Origin of the sequence: Kineococcus lubricus (assembly GCF_050871965.1) — a bacterium.
Classification (GTDB): Bacteria; Actinomycetota; Actinomycetes; order Actinomycetales; family Kineococcaceae; genus Kineococcus.
This window is the reverse complement of sequence record NZ_JBJLSK010000039.1, coordinates 13,576-34,861: the sequence shown is the minus strand read 5'-3', so window position 1 is coordinate 34,861 and position 21,286 is coordinate 13,576. Positions and strand designations below refer to the sequence as shown.

Annotated in this window: 20 protein-coding genes; 12 read left to right on the top strand and 8 right to left on the bottom strand. The window is 75.6% G+C overall.

Annotation, left to right across the window (positions count from 1 at the left end; translation table 11 throughout):
- Positions 1 to 56: 56 nt before the first annotated feature.
- From hemQ to hemE, 3 genes are read right to left on the bottom strand one after another with little or no spacing between them, the layout of a single operon-like run.
- A complete protein-coding gene (gene hemQ / locus ACRYRX_RS20325) occupies positions 57 to 773 on the bottom strand; it encodes a hydrogen peroxide-dependent heme synthase (protein ID WP_432514900.1) in 717 nt (238 codons plus the stop codon).
- A gap of 14 nt (positions 774 to 787) precedes the next feature.
- Positions 788 to 2,152 carry a protoporphyrinogen oxidase gene (gene hemG / locus ACRYRX_RS20320; RefSeq protein ID WP_432514907.1) on the bottom strand — a complete coding sequence of 455 codons (1,365 nt, stop codon included), beginning with the start codon at positions 2,150 to 2,152 and terminating at the stop codon, positions 788 to 790.
- The gene (hemE, locus tag ACRYRX_RS20315) at positions 2,149 to 3,126 is read right to left on the bottom strand and encodes a uroporphyrinogen decarboxylase (protein ID WP_432514905.1); all 978 of its coding nucleotides are present in this window, start codon (positions 3,124 to 3,126) and stop codon (positions 2,149 to 2,151) included. Before hemE ends, hemG begins: the two co-directional genes overlap by 4 nt.
- A gap of 139 nt (positions 3,127 to 3,265) precedes the next feature.
- Between hemE and ACRYRX_RS20310 the strand changes: the two genes are divergently transcribed.
- The 8 genes from ACRYRX_RS20310 (at position 3,266) to ACRYRX_RS20275 (ending at position 9,222) form a co-directional block, all read left to right on the top strand.
- Positions 3,266 to 3,832: a DUF3000 domain-containing protein gene (locus tag ACRYRX_RS20310; RefSeq protein WP_432514898.1), complete on the top strand. Its 567-nt coding sequence runs from the start codon at positions 3,266 to 3,268 to the stop codon at positions 3,830 to 3,832.
- Between the two features lie 112 nt (positions 3,833 to 3,944).
- Complete coding sequence (locus ACRYRX_RS20305; protein ID WP_432514896.1) at positions 3,945 to 4,547, top strand: LuxR C-terminal-related transcriptional regulator; 603 nt, start codon at positions 3,945 to 3,947, stop codon at positions 4,545 to 4,547.
- Positions 4,548 to 4,581: 34 nt separating this feature from the next.
- Complete coding sequence (locus ACRYRX_RS20300) at positions 4,582 to 5,895, top strand: HRDC domain-containing protein (protein WP_432514893.1); 1,314 nt, start codon at positions 4,582 to 4,584, stop codon at positions 5,893 to 5,895.
- Between the two features lie 77 nt (positions 5,896 to 5,972).
- Entirely contained in the window at positions 5,973 to 6,422 is a 450-nt protein-coding gene (locus tag ACRYRX_RS20295; protein ID WP_432514892.1) for an ATP-binding protein, read from the top strand.
- 56 nt (positions 6,423 to 6,478) lie between these two features.
- Positions 6,479 to 7,306: a hypothetical protein gene (locus ACRYRX_RS20290; RefSeq protein ID WP_432514889.1), complete on the top strand. Its 828-nt coding sequence runs from the start codon at positions 6,479 to 6,481 to the stop codon at positions 7,304 to 7,306.
- 112 nt (positions 7,307 to 7,418) lie between these two features.
- Entirely contained in the window at positions 7,419 to 7,745 is a 327-nt protein-coding gene (locus ACRYRX_RS20285) for a hypothetical protein (RefSeq protein ID WP_432514887.1), read from the top strand.
- Positions 7,746 to 7,816: 71 nt separating this feature from the next.
- Positions 7,817 to 8,173, top strand: coding sequence for a rhodanese-like domain-containing protein (locus ACRYRX_RS20280; RefSeq protein WP_432514904.1), 357 nt, complete (start codon positions 7,817 to 7,819; stop codon positions 8,171 to 8,173).
- Between the two features lie 38 nt (positions 8,174 to 8,211).
- Positions 8,212 to 9,222: a cell wall-binding repeat-containing protein gene (locus ACRYRX_RS20275; RefSeq protein ID WP_432514886.1), complete on the top strand. Its 1,011-nt coding sequence runs from the start codon at positions 8,212 to 8,214 to the stop codon at positions 9,220 to 9,222.
- On the opposite strand, the gene dxs is transcribed toward ACRYRX_RS20275, so the two are convergent.
- Positions 9,132 to 11,111, bottom strand: a complete 1,980-nt coding sequence (dxs, locus tag ACRYRX_RS20270; RefSeq protein ID WP_432514883.1) for a 1-deoxy-D-xylulose-5-phosphate synthase — start codon at positions 11,109 to 11,111, stop codon at positions 9,132 to 9,134. The two genes, ACRYRX_RS20275 and dxs, sit on opposite strands and share 91 nt — an antisense overlap.
- 114 nt (positions 11,112 to 11,225) lie before the next feature.
- Positions 11,226 to 11,567, bottom strand: coding sequence for a hypothetical protein (locus ACRYRX_RS20265; protein WP_432514882.1), 342 nt, complete (start codon positions 11,565 to 11,567; stop codon positions 11,226 to 11,228).
- 286 nt (positions 11,568 to 11,853) lie between these two features.
- Between ACRYRX_RS20265 and ACRYRX_RS20260 the strand changes: the two genes are divergently transcribed.
- Positions 11,854 to 12,714 (top strand): arginase family protein, encoded by an 861-nt coding sequence (locus ACRYRX_RS20260; RefSeq protein WP_432514880.1) that lies wholly within the window; start codon positions 11,854 to 11,856, stop codon positions 12,712 to 12,714.
- Positions 12,715 to 12,888: 174 nt separating this feature from the next.
- On the opposite strand, the gene ACRYRX_RS20255 is transcribed toward ACRYRX_RS20260, so the two are convergent.
- Positions 12,889 to 14,358: an amidase gene (locus tag ACRYRX_RS20255; RefSeq protein ID WP_432514902.1), complete on the bottom strand. Its 1,470-nt coding sequence runs from the start codon at positions 14,356 to 14,358 to the stop codon at positions 12,889 to 12,891.
- Between the two features lie 297 nt (positions 14,359 to 14,655).
- The gene (locus ACRYRX_RS20250) at positions 14,656 to 15,765 is read right to left on the bottom strand and encodes a class II histone deacetylase (protein WP_432514877.1); all 1,110 of its coding nucleotides are present in this window, start codon (positions 15,763 to 15,765) and stop codon (positions 14,656 to 14,658) included.
- 461 nt (positions 15,766 to 16,226) lie between these two features.
- On the opposite strand from ACRYRX_RS20250, the gene ACRYRX_RS20245 reads away from it, so the two are divergent.
- The 3 genes from ACRYRX_RS20245 (at position 16,227) to ACRYRX_RS20235 (ending at position 19,828) form a co-directional block, all read left to right on the top strand.
- Complete coding sequence (locus ACRYRX_RS20245) at positions 16,227 to 17,195, top strand: AraC-like ligand-binding domain-containing protein (protein ID WP_432514874.1); 969 nt, start codon at positions 16,227 to 16,229, stop codon at positions 17,193 to 17,195.
- Between the two features lie 129 nt (positions 17,196 to 17,324).
- Positions 17,325 to 18,683: an MFS transporter gene (locus tag ACRYRX_RS20240; protein ID WP_432514872.1), complete on the top strand. Its 1,359-nt coding sequence runs from the start codon at positions 17,325 to 17,327 to the stop codon at positions 18,681 to 18,683.
- Positions 18,680 to 19,828 carry an FAD-dependent oxidoreductase gene (locus ACRYRX_RS20235; RefSeq protein WP_432514870.1) on the top strand — a complete coding sequence of 383 codons (1,149 nt, stop codon included), beginning with the start codon at positions 18,680 to 18,682 and terminating at the stop codon, positions 19,826 to 19,828. Before ACRYRX_RS20240 ends, ACRYRX_RS20235 begins: the two co-directional genes overlap by 4 nt.
- A gap of 5 nt (positions 19,829 to 19,833) precedes the next feature.
- On the opposite strand, the gene ACRYRX_RS20230 is transcribed toward ACRYRX_RS20235, so the two are convergent.
- Positions 19,834 to 21,162 (bottom strand): MFS transporter, encoded by a 1,329-nt coding sequence (locus tag ACRYRX_RS20230; RefSeq protein ID WP_432514868.1) that lies wholly within the window; start codon positions 21,160 to 21,162, stop codon positions 19,834 to 19,836.
- Between the last annotated feature and the right edge of the window lie 124 nt (positions 21,163 to 21,286).

Here is a 21,286-nt window from a genome sequence, read left to right as displayed (position 1 = left end):
ACCAGGACTACCGCCAGGTCTGAGACCCGTTCCCCGCGGACCGGGTGGGGTCCCGCTCAGGGCAGCGCGTTGACCAGTTCGCCGAGCTCCACCTTGGGGCCGGTGAAGAACGGCACCTCCTCGCGGACGTGCCGGCGGGCCTCGGTGTTCCGCAGGTCGCGCATGAGGTCGACGATGCGGTGCAGCTCGTCGGCCTCGAACGCGAGGATCCACTCGTAGTCGCCGAGGGCGAACGCGGACACCGTGTTGGCCCGCACGTCCTCGTAGGTGCGCGCGGCCAGCCCGTGGTCGCGCAGCATCTTCCGGCGCTCCTCCTCCGGCAGCAGGTACCACTCGTAGGACCGCACGAACGGGTACACGCAGACGTAGTCGCGGGCACGGTCACCGGACATGAACGCCGGGACGTGCCCGCGGTTGAACTCCGCGGGGCGGTGCAGCCCCACGACCGACCACACCGGCGCGAGGTGCTTGCCCAGGCGGGTGGTGCGCAGCCGGCGGTAGGCCTCCTGCACGAGCTCGATCGTCGGGGCGTACCACCAGAACATCAGGTCCGCGTCGGCGCGCAGGCCCGCGACGTCGTAGAGGCCGCGGACGACCAGGCCCTTGCCGACGAGCTCGTCGAGCAGGTCCTGGACCTCGCGGGCGTACGCGGCGCGGTCGTTCTCGCCCAGGGGCGTCTCGGCCGCGAAGACCGACCACATCGTGTACGCGATGGTGTCGTTGATCTGGTCGGCGGTGGGGTTCTGGGGGGCGGACGTCTGCGCTTCGGGCATGCGCCGATTCTCCCTCAGGCCCGCGCGGGCCCCGCAGGGACCTCGGCCAGCACCTCGCGCGCGGCCCGGCGGGCCGCGGCCACGCAGGCGGGCACCCCGACGCCGTCGAGCACGGACCCGCACACCGCCAGCCGTCCCGCGGCGGCGACCGCGGCCCGGAGCCGGGCGACGCGGTCGACGTGGCCGACGGCGTACTGCGGCAGCCCGTCCACCCAGCGGACGACGGCGTGGTCGACGGGGTGCAGGTCGCGGCCCAGGAGCGCGGAGGCGTCGGCGGTGGCCCAGCGCAGCACGTCGGCGTCGTCGGCGCGCAGCGCCTCGTCCTCCCCCGCCCGGCCCAGCGACACGCGCAGGACGGCCAGGTCGCGGCTCTGCGCGCCCACCCACCCCCACTTGTTCCCCGACAGCGTCAGCGCCTTGGCGCGCAGGCCCCGGGCCGCGGCGACGACGGGCGGCACGAGCACCCCCGAGCCCTGCGGACCGGCCAGCTCCGCGGCCGGGACGGCGAGCGCCGCGATGACCACGCTCGCGGTCTCGACGGCTCCCAGCTCGGCCGCGGCGGCCGGGACGGGACCGGCCAGGAGCCGGGCGGCGACGGGGGCGGGCACGGCCAGGACGACGGCGTCGGCGGGGGTGCCGTCGACGAGCCAGCCGTCGGGGGTGCGCTCGAGGCGGCGGACGGCGGTGCCGGGCCGGATCGTGACGCCGCGGGCGCGCAGCCGGTCGGCGAGGACCTGCGGCAGGGTGGCCAGGCCCCCGTCGAGGCCGGCGAAGACGGGCCCGTCGACCGCGGGCGCGGGCCCGAGGTGCTCCAGCAGGGACCCGCCGCGGCGGGCGTGCGCCCACAGGGCCGGGACGGTCGCCCGCAGGGACAGCGTCGCGGCGTGGCCGGCGTACACGCCGCCGAGCAGGGGCTCGACGAGGCGGTCGACGACGGCGGGGCCCACGCGGCCGGCGACGTACTCCCCGACGGGCACGTCGTCGGTGAGGGGTTCGGCGGGGCGGGCGGGTTCGTCGCGGACGCGGGCGACGTCGGCGGGGGCCAGCAGCCCCTCCACCGAGCGCGCGTCCCGGGGGACGCCCATGACGGTGCCGGCGGGCAGGGGCCGCAGGCCGTGCTCGGTGGCGAGCTGGGCGCGGGTGGTGGCGGGGTGGACGAGGTCGAGGCCGACCTCGGTGGCGAGGTCGACGCCCTCGGGGCGGCGGGCGAGCATCGACTCGGCGCCGAGGTCGACGGTGAGGCCGCCGACGTCGGCGCGCTGCAGCACGCCCCCGACGGCGGGGGCGGCCTCGAGGACCTCCACGTCGTGGTCCTGGTGGTCGCCGGACAGCTCCCAGGCGGCGGCCAGACCGGAGATCCCGCCGCCGACGACGGTCACCCGCGCCACGCGTGCACCTCGTCCACGACCCGCTTCAGGACGTCGGGGTCGGCGGTGGGCGGGACGCCGTGGCCGAGGTTGACGACGTGCCCGCCGCCGGCGCGCTCGCCCTCGCGCAGGATCCGGTGCAGGTCGGCGCGCAGGACCTCCCAAGGGGCGAACAGCAGCGCCGGGTCGAGGTTGCCCTGGACGGCGACGGGGCGCCCGGCGCCGGCGCGGCCGCGGGCGGCGCCCACGTCGAGGGGGACGCGGAAGTCGACGCCGAGGACGTCGACGCCGCCGTCGACGGCGGCCATCGCGCCCAGGAGCTCGCCGGTGCCGGTGCCGAAGTGGGTGCGCGGGACGCCCAGGTCGCGCACGTGGGCGAGGGCGGCGGCCGAGTGCGGGGCGACGAGGCGCTCGTAGGTGGCCAGCGACAGGGAACCGACCCAGGAGTCGAACAGCTGCACGGCGCTCGCGCCGGCGAGGACCTGCGCGCGCAGGAACGTGCCGGTGATCTGGGCGAGGCGGGCCGCGAGGTCGTTCCACAGGCCGGGGTCGGCGTGCATCAGCGCCTTGGTGTGCAGCAGGTCCCGGGAGGGCCCGCCCTCGACGAGGTAGCTGGCCAGGGTGAAGGGGGCGCCGGCGAACCCGATGAGGGGCACGTCCCCGAGCTGGGCGGTGGTGAGCCGCACGGCGTCGGTGACGTGCTGCAGCGCGTCGAGGGTCAGCTCGGGGAGGCGGTCGAGGTCGGCGCGGGTGCGGACGGGCTCGGCGATGACCGGCCCGGTGCCCGCGACGATCTCGACGCCCACGCCGGCGGCCTCGAGGGGGACGACGATGTCGGAGTAGAAGACGGCGGCGTCGACGTCGTACCGGCGCACGGGCTGCAGGGTGATCTCGGCGACCAGGTCGGGGCGGCGGCAGGACTCCAGCATCGTCGTGCCGGCCCGGACCTCGCGGTACTCCGGCAGGGAGCGGCCGGCCTGGCGCATGAACCAGACGGGGGTGCGGGACGGGGTGGTCCCGCCGCGGGCGGCGTGCAGGTAGGGCGAGGTCTGGGCGGGCACGGGGGCGATCGTCCCACGGCGTGGCAGCACCCCCTCGGCGGCGTGGGTGCCTACGCTCCCTGGCGTGAGCGCGCAGCGAGGACCTCTCGCCTTCGAGGCTGCGGTGTCGTCCGTGCGCGGGGTCCGGTTGCGCTCGGAGCTGGTGCTGACGGAGGTGCCCGCGCCGGCGCGGATCGCGCCGCACGCGTGGGCGGTCGCCGGGGACGTCGTGGTCGACGGCGAGGAGCTGGCGACGGGCCGGTTCATCCTGCTGCACGACCCGTCCAGCCCGCAGGAGTGGGGCGGGCCGTTCCGGGTGGTGACGTACGTGCGGGCCGACCTGGAGGCCGAGCTGGGCGCCGACCCGATGCTGGGCGCGGTGGGCTGGTCGTGGTTGGAGGACGGCCTGGCCGGGGCCGGGGCGCTGGCCGGTGAGGTGGGCGGGACGGTGACCCGGGTCCTGTCGGAGGGCTACGGCGCGCTGGCGGGCCGGCCGGCGTCGGTGGACGTGGAGGTGCGGGCGTCCTGGACGCCGCAGGACCCCGACGCGCTGCCGGCCCACCTGCAGGCGTGGGGCGTGCTGGTGTGCACGGTGGCGGGGCTGCCGCCGCTGCCCGAGGGCGTGGCCTCCATCGGCCGACGGGGTCGCTGAGCGGCCCTTCTTCGCCGAATCGTTCAAGGCGGCCCCCGAGCGGGCCGATCACCTCCTCAGAATCAGAGGCGCACCCGCCAGGGGTGCGCCGTTCGCCTGCAGGAGGACGACGGTGACTGCGCTCGTCGAACGCCCCGGGATGGCCGTTCCTTCCCGTCTCGGCCGCTTCGCGGCCCTGGTCGCCGTCGCGGACCCCGCGGTGCGCGAATCGGTGACCCGCACGCTGCGCCTGCTCGGCGCGGTGAACGTCGAGCACGCCACGAGCGTGGCCCAGGCCCGGGCGATGGCGCGGACCGGCCCGCGGGCGCTGTTCATCGCCGACGCCGGTCTGCCGGACGGCTCCGGCGCCCAGCTCGTCTCCGAGCTGCGGGCCGCCGGCTGGAACCGGTGCGTGGTGCTGTCCTCGAACGCCGACCCGTTCGCCGTGCGCGGCGCGGTCGCGGCCGGGGTGCGCTGCTACCTGGTCACGACGCGCCCCGAGGGCGTGGGCCTGGAGGGCCGCGGCGGGGAGGCCGGCGTGGACTCCCTGTCCGAGCGCGAGGTCGAGGTGCTCCAGCACGTCGCCGACGGCCGGTCCAACAAGGACACCGGCGCCCTGCTGGGCCTGTCGGCGCTGACGGTCAAGAGCCACCTGGCCCGCATCGCGCGCAAGCTCGGCACGGGCGACCGCGCCGAGATGGTCGCGATCACCCTCCGGGCCGGTGTGATCCAGTGATCGGACCGCACCACCGGTCACGTACGGTGGTGCGGTGACTTCCACGCCGACCGAGCCGGACCAGGTCCCCGGACCTGAGCTCCCGCTGCTGTCGGCCCCCGCCGACGGCCTGCCGCCCGTCGTGGCCGACGAGGCCGCGCTGGCGCAGGTCGTCGCCGCGTTCGCGGCGGGCACGGGGCCGGTGGCCGTCGACGCCGAGCGGGCCTCGGGGTACCGGTACGGCCAGCGCGCCTTCCTCGTGCAGCTGCGCCGCGCCGGGGCCGGGACGGCGCTGATCGACCCGGCCGCGCTGCCGGACCTGTCGGCCCTGGGGCAGGCCCTCGAGGGCGTGGAGTGGGTGCTGCACGCGGCCAACCAGGACCTGCCGTGCCTGGCCGACCTGGGCATGCGCCCCACGACGCTGTTCGACACCGAGCTCGGCTCGCGCCTGGCCGGGCTGCCGCGGGTGGGTCTGGGTGCGGTCGTGGAGGAGCTGCTGGGGCTGCGCCTGGCCAAGGAGCACTCGGCCGTGGACTGGTCGACGCGCCCGCTGCCCGAACCGTGGCTGACCTACGCCGCCCTCGACGTCGAGGTGCTCGTCCCGCTGCGCGACGCCCTCGCCGAGCGGCTGGAGGAGCAGGGCAAGCTGGAGTGGGCGCGGCAGGAGTTCGCCGCCGTCGCCGCTGCTCCCCCGCCGGTCCCGCCGGCCGAGCCGTGGCGCCGGACGTCCGGTCTGCACGCGGTGCGCTCGCGCCGCCAGCTCGCCGTGGTGCGGGAGCTGTGGCTGGCGCGCGACGCCGAGGCGCGGCGCAAGGACACCTCCCCGGGCCGGCTGCTGCCGGACTCGGCCGTCGTGGCCGCCGCCCGGGCGGTGCCGCGCACCCCGCAGGCGCTCGCGGCGACGCCGGGGTTCACCGGGCGGGCGTCGCGGTCGCGGCTGCCGCTGTGGGCCGAGGCCGTCGCCGCCGGGCTGGCCGTGCCCGACGCCGACCTGCCCGCGCACCAGCCCCGCGGGGACGGCCCGCCGCCGCCGCGGGCGTGGGCGGCGAAGGACCCCGAGGCCGCGGCCCGGCTGAGCGCGGCCCGCGCGGTCGTCACGGCGCTGGCCGAGGAACGGGGCCTGCCGGTGGAGAACCTGCTGCAGCCGGACGCGCTGCGCCGGCTGGCGTGGGCACCGCCCTCCCCGCTGGAGCCCGACGCCGTCCGCGCGGCCCTGGCCGCGCGCGGGGCCCGGCCGTGGCAGCTGGACCTGGTCACCGGGCCGGTGACCGCGGCGATGGCCGGGGCGGAACCCGAGGCGGAACCCGAGGCGGAACCCGAGGCTGAACCCGGCGCCGAGGTGGGCCCGGACGCCCCCGCGCCGCAGTAGCCGACACCGTTCGCCTTGCCGGGTCCGCCCGGGTGGGGGATGGTCGACAGGTCACGACGAGGTGACGGTGGTCGACGGTGACGGAGGTGGACGTGGAACGGGTCACCCTGGACGAGCAGTTGTCGAGCGCGGCCATGGCCCGGCACTGGGTGTGCGACCACTGCCCGGACGAGCACCTGCCGACGGCGCGCCGCTGGATCGCCGAGCTCCTCACCAGCGAACTCGTGCAGAACGCCCTCGACCACGGCCGCGGCCCGGTGGTCCTGTCGCTGACCCACGACGAGGAGGGCATCCTCGTGGGGATCACCGACGGCGAGGGCCGGGTGCCGACCCTGCGGCACCAGAGCCCGCAGGCCACCGCCGGCCGGGGCATCGCGCTCGTGGACGCGCTGGCGACGGCGTGGGGCGTCTACCGCAGCGACGAGGGCGGGCCGGGCGGCGCGGAGGACGACGGCGGGGGCTGGCCGCAGCCGCGCGAGGACGGGCCGAGCGCCAAGACGGTGTGGTTCCACCTCGCGACACGCTGACCCGTCCGGGCGAAGGTCCACGGTCCCGGGCCCCCGTCTCGCCTACGGTCTGCGATGTGCACCCCGATCAGTCGCCCCCCGTCCGGGCCCTGCTGCGACGCTGCGTGCTCGCCACGAGCGTCGTGGACGACCTGGACGTGGACCTCGACGACGACGGCGTGCGCCTGCCCGGGTGCGCCGAGCTGCAGTGGGCCGACCTGGCGCGCGCCGCCGGTGACGTCGGTGCGGACGTCGGGGAGGACGTGGCCCGGTTGCGGGTCTCCGACGTCCTGCACGCGCACCTGGCCCTGCACACCGGGACCGCACGCGTCGTGCCGCTGGCGGTCCCGGTGGACGCCGACCGCCGCCCGGCGGCCGGCTGGACGCACCAGCGGTTCCTCGGCGGCGCGATGGACCTGGGCCTGGGCGTCGTCGTCCCCCGGGGCCGGTCCGAACGGGTCCTGCCGCTGCCGGAGGCCTCCGCGCGCGCCACGGGCCGTCCCGGTGCCGTGAGCGGGGAGGACCTCGACCGCCTCGAGCGGCTCGGCGACCTCGTCGTGCAGCGGCTGCTGCGCGACGCCGGGACCGACACCGCGGGGGTGCTGCGCCCGGTGGGCGGGTGCGACGTCCCGACGCTGCTGGCCTCGCACCGGCTGCGCGAGCACCTCGTCGCCGGGTCCGACCGCTCCCCCGGCAACGTGCTGCGCGCGGTGGCGGTCCCCGACCGCACCCGCGGCTGGTTCGACCTGGCCCGCATCGACCCCGCCTACGTGGGGGCCGCCTGGATGGCCGGCGACCCCGCCGACCGCGGGTTCCGGCGGCCGGTGCTCGTGACGCGCGAGGAGGTCGCGCTGGTCCCGACGAGCCCGTCGCTGGTGCAGGACGTGCTCGCCGAGCGCCAGTGACCGGCGGGCTCCACGGCGGGCACGGCCACAGGGTTCGGTAACGAATGTGACACGGAGGCGGTTCGTCGGCTGAAATGGTGACGTGCAGCTCGGAGCCACAGCGGCTGAATCCGTGTCCATCGTCGGCAGCGACGTCCACCTGCGCGCCGAGGGGCGCACCGAGGTGTACGACCTCAAGTACGCGCAGATGCTGATCCCGTACCTGCGCGGTGAGCGGGACGTCCCGCCGATGCGGATGGCCCACTTCCGGCCCGGCATCAAGCCGTGGATCTGCCTGAGCGTGATCGACGACGACGGCCACGAGCCGAACCTGTCCGGGATCGCGATCTACTCCGGCCTGGGCACGCACCGCGAGATGGGTTTCCACCTCACCCGCGCCGAGGCGTGGCGGCTGGCCGAGATGCTCGAGCACGCCACCAGCGAGCGCGAAGCGGCCTGACCGGCACCCACCGGCGGGCCGTCGTGGGCGCCCGGGGCGTCGAGGGGCACCTCGCGCGGGTCCGGCGGGGGATGGAGCGGTTGTCCCCGGCGCAGCTGCTCGCCGAGCGGGCGGCCGGTGCCCTGGTGGTCGACACCCGGACGCCGGCGCACCGCGCGGCGCAGGGCGAGTTCCCCGGCGCGCTGGTCATCGACCGCACGGTGCTGGAGTGGCGGCTGGACCCCACCTGCCCGTACCGGGTCCCGGAGGCGACGGGGTGGGACCTGCGGGTGGTCTTGGTGTGCCGGCACGGGTACAGCTCCTCGCTGGCGGCGGCCTCGCTGCGGGCGATCGGGTTGTCCCGGGCCACCGACCTCGACGGCGGGGTCGAGCGCTGGATGGCGGAGGGGTTCGCCGTGCACCACGGGCCGGTGGACCTGCGGGAGTGACGCCGGACCCCGCCCCACCCCGACCGTAGAGTCAGCCGATGCACACCAAGCGTCACCTCAGCGTGCTCGGCGGGCTCCTCGCCGCCCTGCTGCTCACCCCCGCGACCGCGCAGGCCGTCAGCACGCCGTTCGCCTACTCGGGGACGGTCCGCGCCGACGGCGCCGACCGCTACGCGACCGCGGCGCTGGTCTCCCGGGGGTCGTTCGCCCCGTCCCCCGGCTCGACGGTCTTCCTCGCCAGCGGCGAGTCCTTCGCCGACGCCCTCGCCGCCGGGCCCGCCGCCGCCCACCTCGACGGCCCCCTGCTGCTGACCGCCGCGTCCGGCCTGCCGGAGGCCACCCGCGCCGAGCTCGCCCGCCTGGCCCCCGCCTCCGTCCACGTCGTCGGTGGCCGCGACCGCGTCCCCGAGGCCGTCGTGGACGCCGTGGAGGCCCTGCTGCCGTCGGCGACCGTCGACCGCACCGCCGGGACCGACCGCTACGCCACGGCCGTCGCGGTCGCGCAGCGGTTCTTCCCCGCCCAGCAGGTCTCGTTCGTCCTGGCCCGCGGGGACGCCTTCCCCGACGCCGTGACCGGCGCCGCGCTGGCCGGGTGGCGCGGCGAACCGCTGCTGCTGACCGCACCGGACCGGCTGCCCGAACCGGTGACCGGCTGGCTCAGCGCGACCGAGCGCAACCGTGCGACCGTCGTCGGCGGCACCGAGTCGGTCTCGGAGGCGGTCGCGGGCCGGCTCGACCTGTTCCTCACCGACTCCCCCGCCGTCACGCGCCTGTCCGGCCCGGACCGGTACGCCACCTCGGCGGCCGTCGCGCGGGCGGCCCACCCGCAGGCCCGCGTCGTGGTCGTGGCCACCGGCCGCACCTTCCCCGACGCCCTCGCGGCCGTCCCCGCCGCGGCCGTCAACGGGGCCCCGCTGCTGCTGACCCCCGGGGACTGCACCCCGCCGGCCACCGCCGCCTACCTGGAGGGGAACTCCTCCGTGCGGGGCACGGTCGTCGTCGGCGACGAGTCCGCGGTCGCGGACGGCGCCTCGGCGCGGACCTGCTGAGCGACCCGGCGACCCGCTCCCTGGGCGACCGCCTCGACGACGGCGCGGGCCACGTCCTGCGGGGCCAGGCCCACCTCGTCGAGGAGGTCGTCGCGGTCGCCGACGTCGAGGAACCGCTGCGGCAGGGCGAACACGTGCACGGGCGTGGCGGAGCGGCGCTCGCGCAGCCGCGCCGTCAGCGCCCACCCCAGGCCGCCGACCTCGCAGCCGTCCTCCAGCACCGCGACGTGCCGGTGCCGGTCGGCGAGGTCCACCAGCACCTCGTCGACGGGGACGACCCAGCGCGGGTCCACGACCGTGACGCCGACGCCGTGCGCGCGCAGCCGGTCGGCCACGTCCAGCGCCCGGGGCACCAGCGCCCCCACCGCGACCAGCAGGACGTCGTCGCCGGTGGCCCACGCCCGCCCCTGCAGGACGTCGGCGTGCCCGGCGCGGGCGATCGCCGGCACGTGCGCGGGGACCTTGCCCTTGCCGTACCGCACGACCGTCGGGGCGTCGGCGACGGCGACGGCCTCGCGCAGCTCCTCGCGCAGGGTCTCGGCGTCGCGCGGGGCGGCCATCCGCAGCGTCGGCACCAGCCGGCACATCGCGATGTCCCACATGCCGTGGTGGCTGGGCCCGTCCGGGCCGGTCACCCCGGCCCGGTCCAGGGCGAAGGTCACCCCGGCCCCGTGCAGCGCCACGTCGAGCAGCAGCTGGTCGAAGGCGCGGTTGAGGAAGGTGGCGTAGACGGCCACGACCGGGTGCAGCCCGCCGGCGGCCATGCCCGCCGCGGAGGTCACGGCGTGCTGCTCGGCGATGCCGACGTCGAAGACGCGGTCGGGGTGGGCCTCGGCGAACGCCTCCAGCCCCACGGGGATGCGCATGGCCGCGGTGACCCCCACGACGTCGCGGCGGGTCGCGGCGATGTCGACCATCTCGTCGGCGAACACGCTCGTCCACGACGAGCCCGAACTGGCCTGCGCCTCCCCGGTCTCGGGGTCGATGACGCCCACGGCGTGGAAGTGGTCGGCGTCGTCGGCCAGCGCCGGCTGGTACCCGCGGCCCTTCTGGGTGATGACGTGCACGATGACCGGGCCGCCGAAGGACCGCGCCCGGCGCAGGGCGTGCTCGACGGCCTCGGTGTCGTGCCCGTCGACGGGCCCGACGTACTTCAGGCCCAGGTCCTCGAACAGCCCCTGCGGGGCGACGATGTCCTTGAGGCCCTTCTTCACCCCGTGCAGCGTCTCGTAGGCCAGCCGGCCCGGCGTGCCGCCGCGCTTGAGCGACTGCTTGCCCCAGTCCATGAGCCGCTCGTACTCGCGGGTCGTGCGCAGCGTCGCCAGGTGCGAGGCCATCCCGCCGATCGTCGGGGCGTAGGACCGCTCGTTGTCGTTGACGACGACGATCACCGGGCGGCTGGCCGCGGCGATGTTGTTCAGCGCCTCCCAGGCCATCCCGCCGGTCAGCGCGCCGTCGCCGATGACGGCCACGACCCGCCGGTCGGTCTCCCCGCGCAGCTCGAACGCCTTGGCCAGGCCGTCGGCCCACGACAGCGAGGTCGAGGCGTGGGAGTTCTCCACGACGTCGTGCTCGCTCTCGGCGCGCGAGGGGTACCCCGCCAGACCGCCGGCCTCGCGCAGCCGGCTGAAGTCCTGCCGGCCGGTGAGCAGCTTGTGGACGTAGCTCTGGTGACCGGTGTCGTAGACCAGCCGGTCGCGCGGGGAGTCGAACACCCGGTGCAGGCCGATGGTCAGCTCCACCACGCCCAGGTTCGGCCCCAGGTGCCCACCGGTGCGGCTGACGGCCGCGACGAGGAAGTCGCGCACCTCACCGGCCAGCTCGGGCAGCTGCTCCGGCGCCAGGGCCTTGAGGTCCTGCGGGCCCTGGATGGTCTCGAGCAGCCCCATGCGGGGTGGCCTCCTGTGTCACGGCGGTCGGCGGACTGACTCGGGCGAGTGTAGGAGCCCGTCCGGACGCGGGCGTGCCGAACCCGCCCGCCCGGGCCAACGTTCACGACCGGCTCACAGCCGCGGCACGAACCTCCTGCCGCGCAGCGCCTGGTCGAGCAGGTCCACCGCCCGCGCCACCCGGCGCAGCCGCAGGTCCTCCCGCTCCAGGACGTCGAAGACCTGCGGAGCCACCTCGGGCGGCAACTGCTGGGACAGGTCGCGCCGGGCGGTCCCGGTGGCCCGCCGCACCGCCTCGCGCTGGGCCGCGACGTGGTGCCCGACGAGCCAGGCCAGCAGCACCGGGTGGTGCCGCACGGGAGCGTAGGAGCGGTACTCCGGCGGGGCCTGGTCCAGCAGCCACGTGACGGCGTCCGGGCGCCAGTCCTCGACGTCGTCCGCATCGGGCGGGGGCACCTCCCGGGGCCAACCCGGCGGGCCGTGACGACTCGTCTCGAACACGTGTTCGATCCTAGCGCGTCGCGGTCCCGCCCCGCCCGGCGGTCCCAGGGGCACCGGTGACGCGCCGGCGGCCTCGTGGCGGCACTCCCGGAGTTCCCGGGGCGTCGGGCCCGGGGAGGACGTCCGCGCCTGCCGGCGCGACACCGTCGACCCACCGCTCGGGCGGTGACCACCGGACCACCACCAGCGCGGTGCACGTGACCCGTCGCGCCGCCGGAGGCACCGGGCCCACACTGGGCCCGTGGTCCGCATCCTGGTCCTGGGAGTGCCCTACGACTCGGGGCACCGCTCGGCCCGCCACGGTGCCGGACCACCCGCGCTGCTGGACGCCGGGGCCGCAGCGCACCTGGCGGCCTCGGGCGCGGGCGTCGACACCGGCGGGATCACCCTCCCCGCTCGCTTCGCCACGGAAGTGGGCAGCGGCATCGAGGTCATGCGCCGGGTCGCCGACGCGGTCACGGCCGCAGGCCCCGCGGCCCCGGTCGTCCTGGCCGGCAACTGCGGTGCGAGCGTCGGCGTCATGGCCGCGCACGCGCGGGCCGGCCGACGGGTCGGCGTGCTCTGGCTCGACGCGCACGGCGACCTGCAGGTGCCGGAGACCACGACGAGCGGCTTCTTCGACGGCATGGGGCTCGCGCTGCTGACCGGGCGCTGCTGGCGCGCCCTGGCCTCGACGATCCCGGGGTTCCGCCCCGTGCCCGACGAGGCGGTCGCGCTGGTCGGGGGGCACGACCTGGAACCGGCGGAGGAGTCGCTGGTCCGGTCCTCGGGGATGACGTGGGTCCCTCCCGCGCAGCTGCGCGCTGACGACGGGGTGGTGCGGGAGGTCGTCGGGCGTCTGGCCGCGCACGTCGACGCCCTGCACGTCCACGTCGACCTCGACGTGCTGGACACCGCCGTCGGGCGGGCGAACGGCTACGCAGCGCCCGGTGGGCTCGACGGTGGCGAGCTCCGCGCCGTCGTCCGCGGTGCCGCGAGCCGTCTGCCGATCGCCTCGGCGACGCTCGCCTCGTGGGACCCGGCGCACGACGTCGACGGTCGCGTGCTCGGCGTCGCGATGGACGTGCTGGACGACGTCGGGGTCGCTCTCGCCACGGGGTGAGGACCCTCCGGACGACCACCCGACCGAGCCCCCGCCGAGGACGCCGGCCGTGAGGTCGCGACGTCCCCGTCGAGCGCTGCGCCGCGGCCCTGGACGCCCCGGTGACCTCCGGGTACCGCGCACCACGGCGGAGGTCCGCGCCGACCCGCAGCGGGAGCAGCGGCGCGGCACCCTTCAGCCCAGCAGGGCGGGCGGGTGCCGTCGCACCCGATCGGTCGCCTCCTCCCACGAGCGGGCCAACTGCAGCAGGGACAGGTCGTCGTGGTTGCGGGCGATCACCTGCAGACCCATCGGCAGGCCCCGGGCGTCGAACCCCGCGGGCAGGCTGATGGTGGGGCACCCCAGCAGCGTCCCGATCGCGGTCACCTCCATCCAGCGGTGGTAGGAGTCCATGGCCACACCGTCGACGGTGCGGGGCCACGTCAGCGAGGCGTCGAAGGGGAAGACCTGCGCGGTGGGGAGCACGACGAAGTCCACGTCGCGGAAGAGCTCCCGGAAGGCTTCGTACATCGCGGTGCGCTTCACCGAGGCCTCGTAGACGTCGAGACCGGTGATGGCGGGGTTGCCGTCGGCGCCGGTCAGCAACCCCTCCACCTCGTACAGCGCCTCCGGTTTCATGGCCGCGCGGTAGGTGGGGTCGTCGTACAGGGGTTTGAGGATGCCGCCGATCAGCCAGTGCCGGTGCACCAGCCACAAGGGCCACAGGTCCTCGGTACCGGCGAAACCGGCGGAGGTGGGCAAGCCGTCGCGGGTGACGACCTCCATGCCCAGGTCGTCGAACGTCTTCAGCGCCGTGGTGCACACGTCGAGCACTCCCGGCTCCGTGGGCAGGTACCCGCCCAGGTCCCCCATCCACGCGACTCGGCCCCCGGTGAAGCTGCGCCGCAGGCGGTCCGCGTACCCGTCGACGTCCTCCTCGATCGACAGCGGCGCCCGGGGGTCGTACCCGGACATCGTCTCCAGGAGGAGCGCCAGGTCGGTCGCGGTGCGCGCGATCGGTCCCTCCACGCCCCCCTGCTGGACGAAGGCGTCGGCGTTCGCGCCGGGGACCCGCCCGAACGACGGGCGCAACCCGAGGACGTTGTTCCAGCCCGGCGGGTTGCGCAGCGAACCGAAGAAGTCGCTGCCGTCCGCCACGGGCACCATGCGCAGGGCCACGGCGACGGCCGCTCCACCGCTGCTGCCGCCCGCCGACCGCGTCTGGTCGTACGCGTTCGAGGTCGTGCCGAAGACGGCGTTGTAGGTGTGCGACCCGAGCCCGAACTCCGGGGTGTTCGTCTTCCCGATGAAGACGGCTCCCGCAGCGCGCAACCGCTCCACCGCGAGCGCGTCGGTGGTCGCCGGGGGCACGTCGAAGGGGGGTCGGAAGAAACCTGAGGTGGTCTTCATCCCCGCGACGTTCGCCAGGTCCTTGACCGCGTGGGGGAAACCGTGCATCCACCCCTGGTAGGTCCCCGAGCGCAGCAGCCGGTCCTTCTCCCGCGCCTCGGCGAGCAGTTCGTCCCGGGGCCGGAGGTTGACGATCGCGTTGACGAGGGGGTTCAGCTCCTCGATGTGGTCGAGGTGGGCCGCCATCACCTCCACGCAGGACACCTCACGGCGTCTGATCGCCCTGGACAGGGCCGCGGCGTCGAGCGCGACGATGCTGCCCGCTCGCCCGGCGCCCCGGGCGAGGGTCGTGGCGTCGCCCGACGCCGCGGACGCGGCGCCGGCGGGTTGCGCGGCCAGTCCCGCGGCGGCGGCCAGCCCGCCGAGCAGAGCACGCCTGCTCGGCGTCGGGTTCTCGCCCGGGGGCTGACCGGGAGGACGGTCGGGGCTCGTGACGACGTCGTGGTGCTCCACGGTTCTCCATCCGGTCCGTCTCGGGGAGTGGTGCGGGAAGGCGTGCCGGGGACCGCGCCCGGAGGCGTGGACGGGCAGGTTCCGCCGGGTGGCGCAGCGTCAGCCGATGTCGGCGACGAGTTCGGCGATCTCGTCGCACACCGCCTTCTGGTGCGGTTCCAGGTCGTGACCGTGCATCCCCCCGACCACCGGGAACAACGGATCGTCCAGCAACCGCACACCGGCCAGGGTCTCGATGCACGCGTACCCGCAGAAAGGCACGTAGTGCGGGGAGTACCCACCCTCCTGCACCATCGCCACCTTCCCGCCGCAGACCTCCTGCGCGACGTCCAGCACGGCCTGCGTCATCCCCCGAAACCCCCGGGAGGTCACCAGCTGCCGGGCCAGGGGGTCCATGGCGTTGGGATCCATCCCGGACGCCACGACGATGAGGTCGGGGGCGAACGCGCGCAGGGCGGGCACGACGACGTTCTCGACGGCGTAGAGGTACCCACCGTCGCCGGTACCCGGCGGCAGGGGCAGGTTCAGGTTGTACCCGTGGCCCGCTCCCCCACCCCGCTCGTGGCCGAACCCGGAGTTCGGCGGGAAGCACCGGTCCTGGTGGATCGAGACGGTCAGGACCGAGGGGTCGTCCCAGAAGATCGACTGGGTCCCGTTGCCGTGGTGGACGTCCCAGTCCACCACCGCCACCTTCGGCACCCCGAGCACCTCCCGGGCCCGCTTCACCGCGACGGCGGCGTTGTTGAAGACGCAGAACCCCATCCCGGTGTCGGCGGGAGCGTGGTGCCCGCACGGGTGCACCAGCGCGTACCCGTTCTCGACCCGCCCCTGCACGACGGCGTCGACGACCTCGATCGCCCCACCGGCAGCCAACGTCGCGATCTCGTACCCACCCCGGCCGAACGGGGAGATCCCATCGCCTGCGTCCCCACCCTTGGGCAGCCGACTCTCGGACCGGATGCGGCGCACGTGCTCGGGAGTGTGCACCCGCAGCAGTTCCTCCTCGCCGGCGTGCCGGGGCTGCAGACGCTGGAGGTGGTCGATCAGACCGGAGACCACCACCAGCTCGTGCATGCGCCGCTTGGTGTCGGGGTGGGCCACGTGGTGGGCGATCGGCTGCAACCCGACCCCCGGATCAGCGGGGAACAACGACCCGCTGCCGGTGTCGGCCCAGCCGTACAACTCGTGCCACAGGTAACCGGTGCTCATCTCGTCCTCGGCTCGTGGGGGTGGGTGCGGACCGGCCGGGGCGGTGCACGGCCCGGCCGCCCAGGACGTCCAGGTCGGCGGAACCGCCGGCAGGGCCGGGTTCACGGGCACGGTCCCGTCTTCCGCGGGGCTCGCCCGGGGGATCCCTCGAACTCCCGGGCACGGGTTCCCCCGGCCGACCGCGGATCACGCCGACGCCGGTGGAACCCCGGTGGTGAGGTCGTCCCGCACGTCGACGGGGACGCCGATCAGCCCCGTTCCGGGGCCGGGGTGACGGGTGCGCTCGTCGACGTGGTCATGGAACCTCCTCGTTGAGTCTCCGGCTGTAGAAACGAAACGTACCCCACGGGTTTCCCCCGCGAAACCCCCGCGACGGCTTCGTCCACCGGTCCGCGCCGCTGCCGACGTCCCGGGCCGTCGTGCGCGTACCCTCGGGCCGGAGGATCAGGGGAGGGGGTGCGGTGCTCGACGCGGCAGGACCCGGGCAGGACGGTTTCGAGGCGTACCGGCGCGACATCGCGCGGGCCTTCGTCCCGATGACGGCCGTCCGGGCAGCCGCCGGTCCCTTCAGCAGCACCCTGACCTCCTCGGCCGCCGGGCCCCTGCAGGTGTCCGACATCCGGGTCGACGCCCACGCGGTGCACCGCACGGCGCGGCAGGCGGCCGCCGACGAGGTCGGCTGGTACAAGGTCAGCCTGCAGCTGGAGGGCCGGTGCAGCGTCCTCCAGGACGGCCGCTGCTCGACCCTGGGCCCCGGGGAGTTCGCGATCTACGACTCCACCCGCCCCTTCAGCCTCACGTTCCCGGGACGTTCGCGCTCCCTCGTCGTGCGCTTCCCCCGTTCGACCCTGGCCGTCCCCGAAGCCGCCGTCGCCGAGCTCACCGCCTCCCGGCTGGGGGACGCGGCCACCCGCGACGTCCTCGCCGCCGTGCTGCGGACGCTGCAGACGCCTCAGCCGGGGCTCGACCCGCTGCTGGCGCACCGCCTGTCGCACAACGTGCTCGACGTCCTGGCGACCGTGGTCGACGCGCACGCCCGCCGCACGGCAGCACCCGCCGGGCGCGGCGCCCAGCAGGTGGGCCGGCGTGCCCTGCTGACGCGGGTCCTGGCCCACGTGGACCGCCACCTCGCCGAGCCGGACCTCTCGGTGGGGAGCATCGCCGCCGCCCACGGGGTGTCGGTGCGGTACCTGCAGGGCCTGTTCCAGGACGAGGGGACGTCGGTGACCCGCTGGATCCGGGAGGAGCGGCTGGCGCGCTGCCGTCGCGAGCTGGCCGACCCGCGGTCCGGGCAGCGCTCGGTGAGCGCGGTGGCCGCCGCCTGGGGACTGCCGGACCCCTCGCAGTTCAGCCGCAGCTTCCGGGCCGCCTACGGCGAGAGCCCCCGCGACTTCCACCGCCGCTGCCTGGGCGACCCCCCGGCGACCTGACGGAACCGTTCGCCCAGCCGCAAGGTGCGTGCGCCCAGGAGCAAGACGACCGGCCGGTCCGCGCGCACAGTGGGACCGTCCGGACCGCACCGTCGCGGAACGTCCGGGCCGGAGCACGAGGAGGTCGGCGTGAACACGTCCGGACGCAGCATCGAGGACTCCCCGCTCAGCGGGTTCCACCGGCGGCTGCTGGCCGCCACGGCCGGCGGCATGCTCTGCGACGGCTACGTCCTCGGAGGCATCGGGGTCGCCCTGGCGATGGCCGGGCCCGACCTGGGGTTGTCGTCGTGGTGGACCGGGTCCATCGGGGCGGCTGCGCTCGCCGGCATCTTCCTCGGGTCCCTCGTCGTCGGCCGGATCACCGACCGGCTCGGCCGGCGGCGTCTGTTCACCCTGGACCTGGTGCTGCTGCTGGTGGCCTGCCTGGCCCAGCTGGTGGTCACCGACGCGACCCAGCTCCTCGTCGTGCGCCTGGTCATCGGCCTCGCCGTCGGCGCCGAGTACGCCATCGGGACGGCGCTGCTCTCGGAGTTCTCGCCGCGCCGCGCGCGACCGGCCCTGCTCGGGGCGCTCAACGCGGCCTGGGTGGTCGGCTTCGTGCTGGCCTACCTCGTCTCGACGGCACTGCGCTCGGCCGGCGCCTCCTGGCAGGTCGTCCTGGCCAGCAGCGCCGTCCCGGTCGCGGTGGTCCTCGCCCTGCGCTGGGGGCTGCCGGAGTCCCCGCGCTGGCTGATCACCCACGGGCGCACCGAGGAGGCCCTGGCCGTGGTCCAGCGCCACGTCGGGCCGGAGTACGGCGTCGACGACCTCGTCGTGGAGCGGCGCGAGGACGGCGGGCAGTACCGCGAGCTGTTCTCCCGCCGGTACCGCACCCGCACGGCCTTCGCGGGGATCTTCTGGATGTGCCAGGTCGTCCCGCTGTTCGCGCTGACGATCTTCCTGCCGCAGGCCCTCGGGGCCGTGGGCGTCCAGGACGAGTTCACCGGGTCGCTGCTCGTCAACGGGGCGCTGCTGGTCGGGTCCGTGGCCGGGCTCTGGGCCGCCGCCCGGCTGCCGCGCCGGGGCTGGCTGATCTGGTCCTTCCTCCTCACCGCCGCGACCCTCGCGGTCGTCGGCTGGGCGGGGGTGCTGCCGATCGCGGTGACCCTCACCGCGTTCGTCCTCTTCGTCCTGATCTCCAGCGCCGCCTCCGACATGGAGTACGTCGTCCCCGGTGAGGTCTTCCCCACCCACCTGCGCGGTTCCGGGGTGGGGCTGGCCGCGGCGACCAGCCGCATCGGCTCGGCGGCCAGCACCTTCCTGCTGCCCCCGGCGCTGGCCGCCTGGGGGGCGGGGCCGACGATGGCCGCCCTGTGCGGGGTGGCCCTGGTCGGCGCGGCCGTCTCGTTCGCCTGGGCGCCGGAGACGTCGTCGCTGTCGCTGACCGAGGCCGCCGGGACCCCGGGTCCCACCGCCGGTGACGCCGCTGCGCAGCAGGTGTCCCGGTGACCCGCGACGCGGAGGTCGGCGTCCTGGGCCTGGGGGCCGTCGGTGCGGCGACCCTGCGCCAGCTCGCCCGCCGGGGGGTCGACGTGGTCGGGCTGGAGCGCTTCTGGCCCGTGCACGACCGCGGCGCCTCGACCGGGGAGAGCCGCGTCTTCCGGTCCGTGCCCTACCTGGAGCGCCACGAGGACGACGAGCGGCTGCTGGCCGCCGCGCCGGCCGCGTGGGAGGAGCTGGAGGCGGAATCGGGCATCGAGGTGCTGGTGCGCTGCGGCGGCCTGGTGATCGGCCGCGGTGGCACACCGGGGGTGGACCGGCTGGTGCGGCTGGCCGGACGGCGCGAGGGGGTCCACGTGGTGGACCGCGCCGAGGCGGGCGAGCGCTACCCGGCGCACCGCCTGGGGTCCGACGACGTCGTGGTGGCCGACGACCTGGGGGGCCTGCTGCGCCCGGAGGTCGCCGTGGCCGCGCAGCTGCGCACGGCCGCGGCCGCCGGCGCCCGGGTCGTGACCGGGGTCAGGGCCTCCTCCTGGGAGCAGGCCGGCGACGACGTGCTCGTGCACACCGCCGAACGCACCTACCGCTTCGGGCGGCTCGTCCTGGCCCCCGGGCCGTGGGCGCCGGACCTGCTGCCGGGTCTGCCCGTGCGACCGCGGCGCCTGCTGCTCACCTGGTTCCTCCCCACGTCCGCGCAGGCGGCGGCGCGGTACCGCCCGTCGTGCTTCCCCGGGTTCGTGCGCGCCGACGGGGAGGTCTTCCTCTACGGCGGCCCGACGCTGGACGGGGCCCTGGTCAAGGTCGCCGGGGACGACGACTGGGGGTACCCGGCCACCGCCGACGCCCTCGACCGGGACGTGCGGACCGCGGAGCTCTCCGCGATCGGGGAGCAGGTCGCCCGCCGCCTGCGCGGGTTGTCGGAGCTGCCGGTGCGGACCTCGGTGCACGCCGACGGGTGGTCGGCCGACGGCACGGCGTTCCTCGGCCGCTGGCCCGGCAGCCACCGCGTCGTGGTGGCCACCGGGTTCACCGGCTACGGGTTCAAGATCTCCCCCGTGGTCGGCAGGATCGCCGCCGACCTCGTCACCACGGGGACGACGCCCTTCCCGATCGGGCACATGGACCCGGCCCGTGCGGCGGTGCCGGTGGGCTGACGACCTCAGTCGCCACCCGTCACGTGCAGGTCGTTCCCCCGCGTCTCCCCGGCCACGGTGACGGCGACCACCGAGATCAGGGCCAGCGCCATGACGTACCCGCCCACGGCCACCGACGTCCCGGTGGAACGGATCAGCAGTTCGGCGATCGTGGGTGCGAAGGCACCGCCGAGGATCGCGCCCAGGGCGTACCCGATGGAGACTCCCGAGTACCGCACCGCGGTCGGGAACATCTCGGCGTACATCGCCGACATGGGCCCGTAGGACAGCCCCAGGCCGATGGTCAGCACGAAGATGGAGCCCCCGAACAACCAGATGTTCGCGGTCTCGATGAGCAGGAACATGGGGATGAGCCAGACGAAGATCAGCGCGTAGCCGATCTGGAAGGTGCGCACGCGGCCGATGCGGTCCGACAGGGCGCCGCCGTACAGCGTGAAGGTCAGCCAGCCCAGCGAGGCGAACACCGTCGCCAGCAGCACCGGCGGGCGGTCCATGCCCAGCGTCCCGGTGGCGTAGGTGATGAAGAAGACGATGACGAGGTACCCCGCGGCGTTGTTCGCGACGAAGATCAGCGCGGACAGCAGGACGTTGCGCGTGTTGCGGCGGAACAGGTCGCGCAACGGGGCGGCCGAGGCGCGCTTGCGCTGGAGCATGTCCTGGAACACCGGGCTCTCCTCCACCGACCGGCGGATGACGTAGCCGACGGCGATGAGGGCCACGGACAGCAGGAATGGCACCCGCCAGCCCCAGGCGTCGAACTGCTCCGGGGTCGTGACGGTCGTCAGCACCCACAGGACGCCGGTCGCCAGGATCAGGCCGAGCGGGACCCCGACCTGGGGGTAGGCGCCGAACAGGCCGCGCCGGTGCACCGGGGCGTGCTCGACGGACATGAGGGCCGCCCCGCCCCACTCACCGCCGGCGGAGAAACCCTGGAGGACCCGCAGCAGCACCAGCAGCAGCGGGGCGGCGGCACCGATCTGGCCGTAGGTGGGCAGCACGCCGATGAGGAAGGTCGCCGAGCCCATCATCAGCAGGGTGAGCACCAGCATCCGCTTGCGCCCCAGCCGGTCCCCGAAGCGCCCGGCGAGGATGGCCCCGAGGGGCCGGAACAGGAAGCTGATGCCGATGGTGGCCAGCGAGACGATCGTGGCCGCCCCGGGCGAGGACTCGCTGAGCGGGGCCAGGAACAGCGGCGCCAGGACGAGGCCGGCGGCCTGGGCGTAGATGAAGAAGTCGTACCACTCGATGGTGGTGCCGGCGAGGGTGCCGGCGAGGACTCTGCGTTCGTCACGGGTGAGGCGCGCGGACGCGCCCCCGGTCGTGGTCGTCGCCATGGGAACTCCATCGTTCTGTCGGCAGGGGCACGCGGTGGGCGGGGCGGGTGCGGTGAGGTCGACGGCGCGGTGGGCGCGGCGGCGACCGCTGGTGCACAACCGTCTCCTCGCCCTCGAGAACAAT

Coding starts and splice junctions, on each gene's coding strand:
- hemQ (WP_432514900.1), bottom strand. CDS start 773: ATGCCCGAAGCGCAGACGTCCGCCCCCCAGAACCCCACCGCCGACCAG.
- ACRYRX_RS20280 (WP_432514904.1), top strand. CDS start 7,817: ATGGAGCGGTTGTCCCCGGCGCAGCTGCTCGCCGAGCGGGCGGCCGGT.
- ACRYRX_RS20250 (WP_432514877.1), bottom strand. CDS start 15,765: ATGAGCACCGGTTACCTGTGGCACGAGTTGTACGGCTGGGCCGACACC.
- ACRYRX_RS20275 (WP_432514886.1), top strand. CDS start 8,212: ATGCACACCAAGCGTCACCTCAGCGTGCTCGGCGGGCTCCTCGCCGCC.
- ACRYRX_RS20230 (WP_432514868.1), bottom strand. CDS start 21,162: ATGGCGACGACCACGACCGGGGGCGCGTCCGCGCGCCTCACCCGTGAC.
- hemE (WP_432514905.1), bottom strand. CDS start 3,126: ATGCGCCAGGCCGGCCGCTCCCTGCCGGAGTACCGCGAGGTCCGGGCC.
- dxs (WP_432514883.1), bottom strand. CDS start 11,111: ATGGGGCTGCTCGAGACCATCCAGGGCCCGCAGGACCTCAAGGCCCTG.